Here is a 12,596-nt window from a genome sequence, read left to right on the forward strand (position 1 = left end):
AGAGGGGAGTGGCGATACCCTAAAGCAGCACATCCACCGCATGGATGACGAGCCCGACCAGCCCGCCGACCAATGTGCCGTTGATGCGGATATATTGCAGGTCGCGCCCCACCGCATTCTCCAGCCGCCGCGTGATCGTCTGCGCGTCCCATCCACGCACCGTTTCCGACACCAATCGAACGATCGCGTCCCCGTAATCGGCCGCAGCGCCGACCGCGGCGCGGCGCGCGAAACGGTTGATCGTGCTGGCGAGCTCGGGATCCTCCTGCAGCGTCGTGCCGAGTTGGTGGAGTGCCTCACCGAACCGCCCGGCCATCATCGCATCGGGATCGCGCGCGATCTTCAGCATGGCGCCGCGCATCTGCTCCCAGATGCCCTGCCACCAGTCCGACAGTGCCGGATTGTCGAGCATCTCCGCTTTGAATCCCTCGACCCGCTCGCGCATCGCCGGGTCGAATTGCAGGTCATGCGCGAGCTGCGCCAGGCCTTCCTCGGCCTTGGCGCGCAACGGGTGGTCAGGTTGCGACGCCATGTCCTGGATCATGCCGTCGAGCCCGGCGATGATCTTGTTGGCCAGGGTCTCGTCGAGCCCGGTCCAGCGCATCAGCGATCCGGCGCGCTCATGCACCATCGCGCGGATCACCGGCTCGTTGGCCGAGAGCACCTTGGCCGCCCATTTGATGATCCCGTCGAGCAGGGGCACGTGGCGGTTTTCGGCGATAGCGGCGCTCAGGGCGTTGCCCAGCAACGGCGAGATTTTGAGCGAGCGCAGGCGTTGCGCCAAAGTCGTCCGCACCATCCCGCCGAGCCGTTCCTGGTCGAGCGACTCGAGCATGTCGGCGGCCAGGCGGGACGCCCCGCGCCTCAGCCGGCCTTCGCTCGCTCCCTTGGGACTGGCGAGCCAGCGGCCGGCGGCACCGGCAACGTCCACGCGCTGCATGCGCCGCGCTACGACGCGCGGGATCAGGAAATTATCGCGCAGGAATTGGGCGAGCGTGTCGCCGATCCGGTCCTTGTTCCTCGGCACGATCGCGGTGTGCGGGATCGGCAAGCCGAGCGGGTGGCGGAACAAGGCGGTGACCGCGAACCAATCGGCCAGCCCGCCGACCATCGCCGCCTCGGCAAAGGCGCGGACGAATCCCCAAACGGGGTGACGATCGCCCAGCGCGCGCGCGACCAGATACAGCGCGGCCATTGCAACCAACAGCGCGGTCGCGACCAGCCGCATCCGCCTCAGGGCAGGTGGCGCGGCGGTCGGGCCGGGAACGGACAGTCGCGCCAGCTTCATACCCGAAACAATCCCCCAAAGCCGGGATTGTTCAAGTCCTACTTATACGCCCGGTGATCATTCGGCCGGTTGCGGCCCGTGTTCGCCATGATCATAGCCGATCGGCTTGGGCGCATCGGGATGGTCGAGCACCGGCCTGGTATCGTCGCCGGGACGATAGGTCAGCAGCACGCGGCGCAGCCACGGTCCGGCCCATTCCTCGATACCGATCGCCAGGCTGAAGCTGGCCGGCACGATCAGCAATGTCAGCGCGGTCGACAGGATCAGACCGCCGATCACGACGATGCCCATGGGCGCGCGCCACGACGCATCGCCCGACAGCGACACGGCGGTCGGCACCATGCCCGCGACCATCGCGACCGTGGTCATGACGATCGGCTGAGCGCGCTTGTGACCGGCATCCTCGATCGCGGCCAGGCTGGGCACGCCCTTGCTCATCTCTTCCAGCGCGAAGTCGATCAGCAGGATCGAATTCTTGGCGACGATACCGATCAGCATCAGCAAGCCGATATAGACCGGCATCGAGATCGGCTGACCGGCGATCCACAAGGCGATCAGGCCGCCCAACGGCGCCAGCAGCAGCGAGCCCATGTTGACGAACGGCGGCAGGACGCGGCGATAGAGCAGCACCAGCACGGCGAACACCAGGAACACGCCGGCCACCACGGCGACCAGGAAGTTGTTGATCATCTCGGCCTGCCACTTGGCCTGACCGAGCGTCAGCTGCTGCACGCCGTTGGGCAGATGCTGCATGATCGGCAGCGCGTTGATTTCCTTCCACGCCTGGCCCGACACCAACGGCTTGCCGGTCTTGGGGTTGAGCCCCAGATCGGCGCCGATCGTTAGCTGGCGCTGCAACTGGACGCGCTCGATCTTCGACGGACTGGCGCCGAAGCCGATATCGGCAACGGTCGACAGCGGCACCGAGCCGCCATTGATCGTCGATACCGGGATGTTCTCGATCGTCGACATCCGCGAGCGCGCCGATTGTTCGAGCGCGACGGTGATCGGCACCTGGCGATCGCTCAGCGAGAATTTCGCCTTGTTCTGATCGATGTCGCCCAAGGTCGCGAGGCGGACCGCGCTCGACAGCGCCTGGGTGGTTACGCCGAGATTGGCGGCGAGGTCGAACCGCGGGCTGACCACCAGTTCCGGCTGTTGCAGATCGCCCTGGATGCGCGGCGCGGTGACCGATTTCAGTTTCGACAATTGCTGCACGATCGTCTGCGCGGTCGAGGTCAACAATTTGGGATCGTCGCCGCCCAGCACGATGGTGAGGTCGCGCCCACTGGATCCCCAGCCCTGCTGCGAGCGGAACGAGACGCGCGCGTCGGGGATCGCGGCCAGGGTCGGCGCCAGCTGACGCTCGAACTGGACGCTCTTGAGATCCTTGTCCTTCTTGAAGATTGCGGTCACGCGGCCGTTGCCGACGAAGGCGCGCGAATAGACGTCTTCGACCTGGGGCTGCTTCTTGAGGATGGCCGCGACTTTGTCGACCACCGCCTGAGTCTGGGCCAGGGTCGTGCCGGGCACCATTTCGATGCTCGCCGTCGATGCGTCCTGATCCTGATCGGGCTGGAACGATTGCGGCAGGATGGCGAAGAAGAACACCGTCATCGCCAGTGCCGTCGCGCCCGCCACGATCGACGACCAGCGGTGGCGCAGCGTCCAGCGCAACGCCGCCATATACCAGTTCATCATCCGGCCTTCGCCATGCGAGGCATGGCCCTTGGCCTTGAGGAAATAGGCCGCGATCATCGGCGTCAGCAGACGCGCGACGGCCAGCGACATCAGCACCGAGGCGACGACGGTCAGGCCGAAATTCTTGAAGAACTGACCCGACACGCCCGGCATCAGGCCGACCGGCAGGAACACCGCGACGATCGACATGGTCGTCGCGAGCACCGCGAGGCCGATCTCGTCGGCGGCGTCGATCGCGGCCTGATAGGCGGTCTTACCCATGCGCATGTGTCGGACGATGTTCTCGATCTCGACGATCGCGTCGTCGACCAGCACGCCGGCGACCAGGCTCAAGGCGAGCAAGGTCATCTGGTTGAGCGTGAAGCCCAGTTGCTGCATCACGAAGAAGGTCGGAATCGCCGATAGCGGGATGGCCAGCGCTGAGATCGCGGTCGCGCGCCAGTCGCGCAGGAACAGGAACACGACGAGGACGGCCAGGCCCGCGCCTTCGTACATCGCCTCCATCGCCGAGTGATATTGCATCTCGGCATATTGGACGTTGTTGAAGATCAGCTTGAACTTGACCTTGGGGTTCTTCTTTTCGAGGTCGGCGAGCTTCTTCTCGGCGCCATGGAAGACGGTGACGTCCGACGCGCCCTTGGCACGCTGGAAGTCGAACGAGATGACCTGGGCGCCGTTGAGCTGCGACGCTGAGCGCTGTTCGGCGAACTGGTCGACCACGGTCGCGATGTCGGTCAGGCGCACCATGCGGCCACCACCGACCGAAATCTGCGTCTGGCCGAGCGCATAGGCGTCCTTGGCGTTGCCGAGCACGCGCACGGTCTGTTCGGAGCCCGCAATCTCGGCGCGGCCGCCCGCGGCGTTCATGTTGACCTGACGCAGCTGGGCGTTGACCTGGCTGGCGGTCAGGCCGAGCGACTGCAGCTTGTCGGGGTCGAGCTTGACGCGGATCTCGCGGCTGACGCCGCCATTGCGTTCGACCGTCGCCATGCCCGACACCGACTGCAATTCCTTGGTGACGGTATTGTCGATGTACCAGCTCAGCTGCTCGATCGTCATGTCGGTCGAAATCGCGGCATAGTTGGCGAGGTCGTTGCCGGTGGTGTTGGCGCGTTCGACCTGCGGCTCGAGGATGCCGTCGGGCAGGTTGCCGCGAATCTGTTGCAGCGCGCTGCGCACGTCCTCGACGGCGCGGTCGATCGGCGTGCCGATATCGAGCTGGACGATGGTGACCGAATTGCCTTCGGTCACGTTCGAGTTGATCTCATCGATTCCCGACAGACTGCGGACCGCCGCCTCGACCTTCTGCGTAACCTGGTTTTCGAGTTCGGTCGGCGCGGCGCCTGGCTGGCTGACCGAAACGATCACGACCGGAAAGTCGATGTCCGGATCGTTGTTGACCTGCATCGTGGCGAAGCTGACGAGCCCCGCCACCGTCAGCATGAAGAACAGGACGAGACTGGGGACCGGATTGCGGATCGACCAGGCGGATATGTTGCGGAAGCTCATGCGAACGTCCTCTTCAAAGCTTGCGCAGCTGTGGCTTGACCTTCTGGCCAGGACTCAGGAACGCGCCCGCCGACAACACCACGCGCTCATTGCCGGTCAGGCCCTGGACGATCGCGACGCCGCGGTCGGTGACTTCACCGGTCTTGATCGCGCGGCGCTCGACCTTGTCGTCCTTGCCCAGGATATAGACGAAATTGCCGGTCGCGTCGGTCTGGATCGCCGAGTTCGGCAGGATCGGCGACGTGTTCGCGCCGCCGTAGATCGTCGCCGAGGCGAAGCCGCCGGGGCGCAACGTGGCGTCGAACGGGATCGCGATGCGGACGATACCGCGGCGAGACTGCGGATCGATGACCGGGGGCAACTGCCACACCTGGCCGGCGAACGACTGGCTGCCGCCGACCGGCGTCACTTGGGCGCGCGAGCCGACCGAGATGCCCTTGATGTCGCCCTCGGCCACTTCGGCCCTGAGCTCCATCTCGCCACCCTTGGCCATGCGGAACAACGTGCCCGAGCCCGAGCTGACGATCTGGCCGGGTTCGACCATGCGCGCCAGCACCAGGCCGGCGGCCGGAGCGCGGATATCGAGCCGGCCGTTGCGTGCCTGAGTCTCGGCGAGCTGCGCCTGCGCGACCTTCACCCGGGCATTGGCTGCCGCGAGCGTCGCTCCCTTGCGTTCGAGATCGGCCTTGGAGATGAAGCCGCGGTCGACCAGCGCCTTGGCGCGGTTATATTCGCTGAGGGCGATATCGGCGTCCGACTTGGCCACCGCGATCGAGGCGGCAAGGCTGCTGGCGGTCTGTACCTGGACAGAGCGGTCGACGGTCGCGAGGGTCTGGCCCGCGGCGACCCATTGGCCCGGCTGTACCAGCACCGCGGTCACCCGGCCGCCTTCGCCGGCGACGCCGACAGGCATATCGACCCGCGCGGCGAGCGAGCCCGTCGCCGACACCATGCGGTCGACCGAGTTGCTTCCCGGCGACCCCACCGACACGGTCGGCATCTGGTCCGCGGGCGCGCCGCTGGCGGTCGTGCCGCCGGTTCCCGCCGCGGGCTTGGCGGCCGGGCGCATCATGAAGAAGGCGGCGATCAGCACGACGATGATCGCGGCAACACCGGCCAGGATCAGCCAGCGACGCCGCGGCGTCGCGGTTTCGTCGGTGAGCGCGTACATGCCGCTCGACTCGTAATTCATGTCAGCCACGATCCCCATGTGCCCTGTCATTGAGGCACCATCAGGGCCTCCGTTGGAACTGTATTATAGAAATAAAGCACCGACCTCAAGAGGCTCGGTGCGCTACTCTTATAATGTCCTTTTCGGCCCCGAATCGCAATCGGTAACGCTATTTCGTGTCGGAAACGGTTGCATTTGCCGGCGCTTTGGGCGGACGATGCGGCACCGCCGATTAAAAAGGCGGAAAGGAGGGAAGTTCGATGCCCGAAAGATCGATTCTGGGATGGCTGCTGATCGGCCTTGTCGCCGGCATATTGGGCAAGTTCGTCATGCCGGGCAAGGATCCCGGCGGGTTCATCGTCACGATCCTGATCGGCATCGCCGGCGCCTTGCTGGCCGGCTTTGTCGCGCAGACGATGAACTGGACCTTGGTCGGTGGCTGGCAGAATTACGCGGCGGCAACCGCCGGCGCGATCGTGCTGCTCGCCTTGTACCGGCTGGTGGTCAATCGCCGCGTCTAGGGGGGTCGTGTAAGGCCGCGGCCTCGTTCAGGTTGGTGTAGTCCGCCCTGTGGCACGGCCGCCGAGGACGGAATAATCTGTCATGTCTGGAGGACATATGCGTTTGCTTGCCACTGCTGCCGTCATCACCCTGTCATCGATCGCGGTCGCTCCCGCGCTCGCTCAGACGATGCCCGTCGCTCCGGCGATGATCCCGGACGGGACACTGCTCGACGTCACCGCAACCGGAAAGACGACGCGGGTTCCCGATCTGGCGACGATCCGCGCCGGCGTCGTCACCCAGGCGGCGACCGCAGCGGCGGCGTTGTCGGACAACGCCAATCGCATGAGCGCGGTCCTGTCGGCGTTGAAGCGAGCGGGAATCCAGCCGCGCGATATCGCGACCGCCAATGTCTCGCTGCAGCCGCAATATCGCTACGAAGACAACAAGCCGCCGGTGATCACCGGCTACCAGGCGACCAACACCGTCTCGATCCGCTTCCGCGACATCGCCAAGTCCGGCCAGATTCTCGATGCATTGGTGGCGCAAGGTGCCAATCAGATCGATGGACCGAATCTCTCGCTCGACCAGCCCGATGCGGCGCTCGACGAAGCGCGAGTCGACGCGGTCAAGCGTGCCCAGGCGCGCGCGCAGCTTTATGCCAAAGCGGCGGGCCTGTCGGTGTCGCGCATCCTGACGATCGCCGAAGGCGGAGAGATTGCCGGGCCACCGCCGCCGATGCCGGTCTATCGCATGGCCGCCGCCAAGGCCGCGGATACCCAGGTGATGCCGGGCGAGAGCGACGTCACCGTGACGATCACGGTGCGCTTCCTGCTCAAGTGACAAAAAAGGGGCCGCTCCCGATGCGGGAGCGGCCCCTCTATTGCCGTCACGTGTCTGCTTCTTGCGACGCTAGCGAAACCTGCCACGGTTGATCAAAGATAGGATCGCCAGCAGGATGATTGCGCCGACCACCGAATAGATGAACGTCTGGATCGAGATCGCTTCGTTGATCCCGGCGCCGAACAACCATCCGGCGATGGCCGCGCCGATGATGCCAACGACGACATTGACGACGATTCCCGATCCGCCGCCGCGCACGACCAGGCTGGCCAGCCAACCCGCGAGGCCGCCGACGACCAGCCAGATGATGATGTTCTCAAGCATGTGCCGATCTCCCGCCAGTTATCGTGCGCGACCGCGGTTGATAAGATTGAGGAGGAGCAGCAGGACCACCGCACCGACGAATGCGGCGACCAGTGCACCGATTGACGGCGGCCAACTGGCGATCGATCCGCTGCCGGGGAAGAGCGGGGCCAGCAGATAATTGCCGATGAACGACCCGACGATGCCGACGACAATATTGAGAATAAGGCCCTGCTGGGCATCGGTGCGCATGACGATACTGGCCAGCCAGCCGATCACGCCTCCGATGATGATCAAAAGAATCCAGTACATCGCAACCCTCCTATTCGACGCGAGCCGATACGGTCGGTCTTGGGGTTACGACTCTTCAGAGGGAATAAATGTTCCGCCCCCGTTTTGAACGGGGGCGGCCGGTCAGTATTTCTGCTGGCGTTCGTAGAGGCTCTTATAATGCTGGATGCGCGTCACGCGCAGTCCGGGCATGCCCGAACGATCGATCGCGCGCTGCCAGCCGGCGAATTCCTCGACCGTGAGATTGTACCGGTCACATACTTCGTCGACGCTCAGCAGGCCGCCATTGACCGCCGCCACGACCTCGGCCTTGCGGCGCACGACCCAACGCGTCGTGTCCGCCGGAGGCAGCGTCTCGAGAGTCAGCGGTTCCCCGAGGGGGCCGATCACCTTTGCCGGGCGTATTTTCTGGTTCTCAATCATTCACTACCTCGATTGGGGCGGGGGGCCCCCACTCACTTTGGCTAAAACGACCGTTAGCGGCCGGACTTGAACATCGTTTGAAGCGTCTAGGTAAACACGCCCTTCATTCTTGGCCCCAATCCGCGATCCGCGCGGCGACTTGCGCGTCGAACGCGCCGGAGGGTGGGAAGAAGACCGAGGATTCAATCACTCGCGGAAATTGCCGAGTCTGAATGAGCGCGGTCGGGCTCGCTGCCTGGCGCGCCGAGATGCCGACCATCAGCACGGCCAGGTCGGGTGGCAACACCGCGACCGACGCATCGTGATCGAATCTCAGATAACTCAGGTCCACGCTTTACTCACCCGCGTTTCAACAGAATCGAGGGTCTACCCACTTTGCCCTAAAGGTCGGTAAATACGGCGTTCGCGGGAGCTTAACCTCGCACAGCGCGCGGGTTCCCTAGGCAAAGCGGGCCGGCATCCCTATTGAGCGCGGCACAAGCAATGACCGAAACCGATTTCCAACTGGGCCCCGATCTGTCGGGCAAGCGCATCGTCGTCGCCATGTCGGGCGGAGTCGATTCGTCTGTCGTGGCCGCGCTCGCCGCGCGGTCGGGCGCGGAGACGATCGGCATCACGCTCCAGCTCTACGATCATGGCGAAGCGGTCGGACGCGCGGGCAGCTGCTGCGCCGGGCGCGACATCCGCGACGCGCGCGCGGTGTGCGACCGGCTCGGCATCGCGCATTATGTCCATGATCATGAAAGCGCGTTCCGCGACGCGGTGATCGATCAGTTCGCCGATGAATATGTCGCCGGACGCACGCCGATTCCCTGTGTCCGCTGCAACATGGGTCCCAAGTTCACCGATCTGTTCCGACTCGCGCGCGACCTCGGCGCCGATTGCCTGGCCACCGGCCACTATGTCCGCCGTGTCGTTGGCCCCGAGGGCGCCGAACTTCATCGCGCCGCAGACCCGGCGCGCGATCAGAGCTATTTCCTGTTCGCGACGACGCGCGATCAGCTCGATTTCCTGCGCTTTCCGCTCGGTGGGCTACCCAAGCCGCGCGTCCGCGAGCTTGCCGCCGAACTGGGTTTGGGCGTCGCCGCAAAGCCCGACAGCCAGGATATCTGCTTCGTTCCCGACGGCGATTATGCGAGCCTGGTCAAGAAGTTGCGGCCCGAGTCGGAAGCCGGCGGCGATATCGTCGATCTCGCGGGCCGCAAGCTCGGCGAGCATAAAGGGCTGATCCACTTCACCATCGGCCAGCGCCGCGGGCTGGAGATCGGCGGCAGCCCCGAGCCGCTCTACGTCGTCCGCCTCGATCCGGCGACGCGGCGCGTCATCGTCGGGCCGCGTGCCGCGCTCGGCGTCGCCTCGGCGCGGCTGTCCGACATCAACTGGCTGGGTGGCGATTATCACGGCCCGATCACCGCCAAGGTGCGAAGCCTCGCCAAGCCCGTCCCTGCGCGGCTCGTCGGCGACCGGGTGCTGTTCGACAGCCCCGAATATGGCGTCGCGCCGGGACAGGCGGCGGCGCTCTATGCCGGCGACCGTGTGCTCGGTGGCGGCTGGATCGAGGAAACGCAGGCGGTGGAAGCAGCGCTCGCAGCCTGATTGCCGCTATTCGCCTTTCGGAAAGAACCGCTCGATCACGCTCGACGCCAGCCGCGCGGGGCGGAGCGTTTGGGCGTCGATGCAGCACCAGCTCGATTTGACCTCGGCCAGCACTTCCTCGCCGCGGTGGATGACCGTCTGATAGAAAGCGCGCGCGCCCTGGACCTTCTCGAGCAGGACGGTGGCGATCACCTCGTCGTCGAGGAAGGTCGGCTTGCGATAGGTGATCTCGTGCTTGAGCGCGACCCAGAGCAGGCTGGCGACGGCGTCTGCGGGCGCGATCTTCTGCCAATGGCTCAGCACCGCGTCCTGCACCCACTTCAGATAGGACGCATTGTTGACGTGCCCCATGAAGTCGATGTCGGCGGGGTCGATGCCGATCGGAAAATCGTGCGGGAGGGCATGGTCGGTCACATGGAGAATATAGTGCTTGCGGCGAAAAATAGCGAACTTTCCGGGTAATGAGCGGACGCTACGGAAAGCGCGATCGAAACGCGGGCGGAAAAATTCCTCCCAGTGTCGGGGAGGATCTTTTGGTCAGCCCAGCAAAAACGTCCCTTCCAGCACCGTCACGCAATTCCCACCCAGAATCACGCGGTCCCCCTCCAGCCGGCAGTCGAGATACCCGCCCCGGGTACTCGCTTGAAAAGCAGTGAATTTGTCGCGCCCAAGCCGCTTCGCCCAATAGGGCACCGCGACCGCGTGCGCGGATCCGGTCACCGGATCCTCGTCGATCCCGCCGCCGGGCGCGAAGGCGCGGCTGATGATGTCGGTCTCATCGCCCGGCGCGGTTGCGATGGTGAGCAGGTCGCCGCCCGCCGCCAGCGCGCGGAAATCGGGCGTGAGCGCGCGCACCTGATCGGCATTTTCCAGCACGATCAGCGCATAGCGATGTTCGTGCCACAGGGTTTCGACCGCGCGCTCGATGCCCAGTCCCGCGACGATGTCGGGCAGCGGCTTGGGCGACGGCACCCAGGCCGGCAGCGCGAGTTCGTAGATGCCGCCGGCCCGCGCGACCTCGAGCATCCCGGCCTTGCGCGTGCGGAACCGGATACGCTCGCGATCCGGGTCCGACGACAAGATGAAATGCCCGCTCGCCAGCGTCGCGTGACCGCACATCACCACTTCGACCGCTGGCGTGAACCAGCGCAGGTCGAAATCGGCGCCGTCATCGTCCGACGCGACCAGAAAGGCCGTTTCCGACAGATTGTTCTCCGCGGCGATCTTCTGCAGCACATCGTCCTCGAGCCAGCGGTCGAGCGGCATCACTGCCGCCGGATTGCCCTCGAACGCGTGGCGCGCGAATGCGTCGATCTGCGCGATCGGTAACCTCATTGGCGTCTCCTCAGATGCGCTTGCCGAACCAGTGCGGCGTCACGTCGGCCTCGACCAGCGGGTTGTCGGTATCGACATGTCCTTCTGGATCGACATGGATCAACACCTCGACTTTGGGGAAAGCCTTGTGCAACGCATTCTCCACCCGTTCGACGATCTGGTGCGATTGCGCGACAGTCAGGTCGCGGCTCACTTCCATGTGAAACTGCGCGAAATCATGGCTGCCTGCCCGCCGCGTGCGGAAATCGTGGATGCCCTTCAGTCCCTCCTGCCGCGCTGCGACCTCGATGAACGATCTGCGCTGCTCCTCGGACCATTCCTTGTCCATCAACTGGTCGATCGCGGTCGACGACGCCTGGAACGCGCCCCAGGCGAGCCAGGCCGCGATGATGATGCCGAACACCGGGTCGGCGCCGCGCAGGCCGACATATTGGTCGAGCACGATCGCGACGATCACCGACAGGTTGAGGAACAGGTCGGATTGGTAATGGACCTTGTCCGCCATGATCGCGACCGATCCGGTCTTGCGGATGATGCTGCGCTGGTAGGCGAGCAGCGCGAACGTGGCGAGGATCGCGACGATCGACACGCCGATCCCGAATTCGGCTTCGGCGGTCTGGCTATTGTCGCCGAACTTGAGGATCGCGCGCCAGGCGATGCCGGCGGCGGACAGCGTGATCAGCCCAACCTGAAACAGCGCGGCCAGCGCTTCCGCCTTGCCATGGCCGAAGCGATGGTCGTGATCGGCGGGCTCGGCGGCGATCTTGACGCCGTAAAGGGTGACCAAACTGGCCAGCAAGTCGAGCCCGGTATCCGCCAGGCTGCCCAGCATCGCGACTGACCCGGTCGAATAGGCCGCATAGCTTTTGAGCGCGAGCAGGAACAACGCCATCGCCACGCTGGCCAGCGCGGCGCGGATCGCGAAGGGAATGATGCGACGGCGTTCGCTCTCGGTCATCATGGGTAGAGCAGTCCTTCGGACCAGGTCCCGTCGCCAGCAAGGTCGAACACACGCCGCTCGTGGAGGCGATGCGCACGGTCCTGCCAGAATTCGATATGGGTCGGGGTCAGGCGATAACCACCCCAATGCGGCGGACGCGGCACATCCTGGCCCTCGAACCGCGCCTTCGCCTGCTCGTAGCGTGCTTCGAACGTCTCGCGCGCGTCGAGCGGACGCGACTGGTCCGATGCCCAGGCGCCGAGTTGCGAATCGCGCGCGCGGCTGGCGAAATAGGCGTCCGATTCGGCGTCCGAGGCCAGGCTAAGGCTGCCTTCGATGCGGATCTGCCGGCGCCGCGACTTCCAGTGAAAGAGCAAAGCGGCATGCGGATTGGCCGTCATCTCGCCCGCCTTGCGGCTCTCTCGGTTGGTGTAGAACACGAAGCCGTCGGGACCGTGCCCCTTGAGCAGCACCATCCGCACCGACGGACGGCCGTCGGCATCTGCGGTGGCGAGCGCCATCGCGTTCGAATCGTTGGGCTCGCTCTCGCGCGCTTCGGCGAACCAGGTGTCGAACAGGGCGAAGGGGTCGGTGGTCATGAACGGGCCTTTAGCCGATCCTCCCCGGGACGGGGAGGGGGACCGCGCGATAGCGCGGTGGAGGGGGCGGGCCGTGAATGATGATATATATGGCCC

General features: G+C 65.2%; 14 protein-coding genes. 3 read left to right on the top strand and 11 right to left on the bottom strand.

All coding sequences use genetic code 11. The annotated features are described in order from the left end of the window. Positions 1–19: 19 nt before the first annotated feature. The 3 genes from SMA01S_RS20270 to SMA01S_RS20280 are packed head-to-tail and all read right to left on the bottom strand — an operon-like array spanning position 20 to position 5,690. Positions 20–1,288 carry a DUF445 domain-containing protein gene (locus SMA01S_RS20270; RefSeq protein ID WP_066826747.1) on the bottom strand — a complete coding sequence of 423 codons (1,269 nt, stop codon included), beginning with the start codon at positions 1,286–1,288 and terminating at the stop codon, positions 20–22. 57 nt (positions 1,289–1,345) lie between these two features. Next, positions 1,346–4,498: an efflux RND transporter permease subunit gene (locus tag SMA01S_RS20275; protein ID WP_066826748.1), complete on the bottom strand. Its 3,153-nt coding sequence runs from the start codon at positions 4,496–4,498 to the stop codon at positions 1,346–1,348. 13 nt (positions 4,499–4,511) lie between these two features. Further along, positions 4,512–5,690, bottom strand: coding sequence for an efflux RND transporter periplasmic adaptor subunit (locus SMA01S_RS20280; RefSeq protein ID WP_066826749.1), 1,179 nt, complete (start codon positions 5,688–5,690; stop codon positions 4,512–4,514). 239 nt (positions 5,691–5,929) lie between these two features. On the opposite strand from SMA01S_RS20280, the gene SMA01S_RS20285 reads away from it, so the two are divergent. Continuing rightward, the gene (locus SMA01S_RS20285) at positions 5,930–6,190 is read left to right on the top strand and encodes a GlsB/YeaQ/YmgE family stress response membrane protein (protein WP_066826753.1); all 261 of its coding nucleotides are present in this window, start codon (positions 5,930–5,932) and stop codon (positions 6,188–6,190) included. A gap of 97 nt (positions 6,191–6,287) precedes the next feature. Continuing rightward, positions 6,288–7,013, top strand: coding sequence for an SIMPL domain-containing protein (locus tag SMA01S_RS20290; RefSeq protein ID WP_066826755.1), 726 nt, complete (start codon positions 6,288–6,290; stop codon positions 7,011–7,013). Between the two features lie 69 nt (positions 7,014–7,082). Here the strand turns inward: SMA01S_RS20290 and SMA01S_RS20295 are convergent, their stop codons facing one another. The 4 genes from SMA01S_RS20295 to SMA01S_RS20310 all read right to left on the bottom strand — a co-directional run bounded on the left by SMA01S_RS20295 (position 7,083) and on the right by SMA01S_RS20310 (position 8,361). Further along, a complete protein-coding gene (locus SMA01S_RS20295) occupies positions 7,083–7,337 on the bottom strand; it encodes a GlsB/YeaQ/YmgE family stress response membrane protein (protein ID WP_066826757.1) in 255 nt (84 codons plus the stop codon). 18 nt (positions 7,338–7,355) lie between these two features. Further along, the gene (locus tag SMA01S_RS20300; protein WP_066826759.1) at positions 7,356–7,628 is read right to left on the bottom strand and encodes a GlsB/YeaQ/YmgE family stress response membrane protein; all 273 of its coding nucleotides are present in this window, start codon (positions 7,626–7,628) and stop codon (positions 7,356–7,358) included. Between the two features lie 102 nt (positions 7,629–7,730). After that, on the bottom strand, positions 7,731–8,030 hold the full coding sequence (gene sciP / locus SMA01S_RS20305; RefSeq protein WP_066588249.1) for a CtrA inhibitor SciP: 300 nt from the start codon (positions 8,028–8,030) through the stop codon (positions 7,731–7,733). 103 nt (positions 8,031–8,133) lie between these two features. Beyond that, positions 8,134–8,361: a hypothetical protein gene (locus tag SMA01S_RS20310; protein ID WP_066826761.1), complete on the bottom strand. Its 228-nt coding sequence runs from the start codon at positions 8,359–8,361 to the stop codon at positions 8,134–8,136. Positions 8,362–8,513: 152 nt separating this feature from the next. Here SMA01S_RS20310 and mnmA point away from each other — a divergent pair, with 152 nt between their 5' ends. Beyond that, positions 8,514–9,626 (top strand): tRNA 2-thiouridine(34) synthase MnmA, encoded by a 1,113-nt coding sequence (gene mnmA / locus SMA01S_RS20315; RefSeq protein ID WP_066826763.1) that lies wholly within the window; start codon positions 8,514–8,516, stop codon positions 9,624–9,626. Positions 9,627–9,632: 6 nt separating this feature from the next. Here the strand turns inward: mnmA and SMA01S_RS20320 are convergent, their stop codons facing one another. The 4 genes from SMA01S_RS20320 to pdxH form a co-directional block, all read right to left on the bottom strand. After that, positions 9,633–10,040: an acyl-CoA thioesterase gene (locus SMA01S_RS20320; protein ID WP_281179202.1), complete on the bottom strand. Its 408-nt coding sequence runs from the start codon at positions 10,038–10,040 to the stop codon at positions 9,633–9,635. A 123-nt stretch (positions 10,041–10,163) separates the two neighbouring features. Further along, entirely contained in the window at positions 10,164–10,961 is a 798-nt protein-coding gene (locus SMA01S_RS20325) for a PhzF family phenazine biosynthesis protein (protein WP_066826765.1), read from the bottom strand. A gap of 10 nt (positions 10,962–10,971) precedes the next feature. Then, the gene (locus tag SMA01S_RS20330; protein WP_066826771.1) at positions 10,972–11,919 is read right to left on the bottom strand and encodes a cation diffusion facilitator family transporter; all 948 of its coding nucleotides are present in this window, start codon (positions 11,917–11,919) and stop codon (positions 10,972–10,974) included. Continuing rightward, positions 11,919–12,500, bottom strand: coding sequence for a pyridoxamine 5'-phosphate oxidase (gene pdxH / locus SMA01S_RS20335; RefSeq protein ID WP_066826767.1), 582 nt, complete (start codon positions 12,498–12,500; stop codon positions 11,919–11,921). Before pdxH ends, SMA01S_RS20330 begins: the two co-directional genes overlap by 1 nt. Positions 12,501–12,596: the final 96 nt, after the last annotated feature.

Origin of the sequence: Sphingomonas mali NBRC 15500 (genome assembly GCF_001598415.1) — a bacterium.
GTDB lineage: Bacteria > Pseudomonadota > Alphaproteobacteria > Sphingomonadales > Sphingomonadaceae > Sphingomonas > Sphingomonas mali.

Coding starts and splice junctions, on each gene's coding strand:
- SMA01S_RS20280 (WP_066826749.1), bottom strand. CDS start 5,690: ATGAATTACGAGTCGAGCGGCATGTACGCGCTCACCGACGAAACCGCG.
- SMA01S_RS20295 (WP_066826757.1), bottom strand. CDS start 7,337: ATGCTTGAGAACATCATCATCTGGCTGGTCGTCGGCGGCCTCGCGGGT.
- SMA01S_RS20325 (WP_066826765.1), bottom strand. CDS start 10,961: ATGAGGTTACCGATCGCGCAGATCGACGCATTCGCGCGCCACGCGTTC.
- SMA01S_RS20330 (WP_066826771.1), bottom strand. CDS start 11,919: ATGACCGAGAGCGAACGCCGTCGCATCATTCCCTTCGCGATCCGCGCC.
- sciP (WP_066588249.1), bottom strand. CDS start 8,030: ATGATTGAGAACCAGAAAATACGCCCGGCAAAGGTGATCGGCCCCCTC.
- pdxH (WP_066826767.1), bottom strand. CDS start 12,500: ATGACCACCGACCCCTTCGCCCTGTTCGACACCTGGTTCGCCGAAGCG.
- SMA01S_RS20270 (WP_066826747.1), bottom strand. CDS start 1,288: ATGAAGCTGGCGCGACTGTCCGTTCCCGGCCCGACCGCCGCGCCACCT.
- mnmA (WP_066826763.1), top strand. CDS start 8,514: ATGACCGAAACCGATTTCCAACTGGGCCCCGATCTGTCGGGCAAGCGC.
- SMA01S_RS20275 (WP_066826748.1), bottom strand. CDS start 4,498: ATGAGCTTCCGCAACATATCCGCCTGGTCGATCCGCAATCCGGTCCCC.
- SMA01S_RS20300 (WP_066826759.1), bottom strand. CDS start 7,628: ATGTACTGGATTCTTTTGATCATCATCGGAGGCGTGATCGGCTGGCTG.
- SMA01S_RS20290 (WP_066826755.1), top strand. CDS start 6,288: ATGCGTTTGCTTGCCACTGCTGCCGTCATCACCCTGTCATCGATCGCG.
- SMA01S_RS20285 (WP_066826753.1), top strand. CDS start 5,930: ATGCCCGAAAGATCGATTCTGGGATGGCTGCTGATCGGCCTTGTCGCC.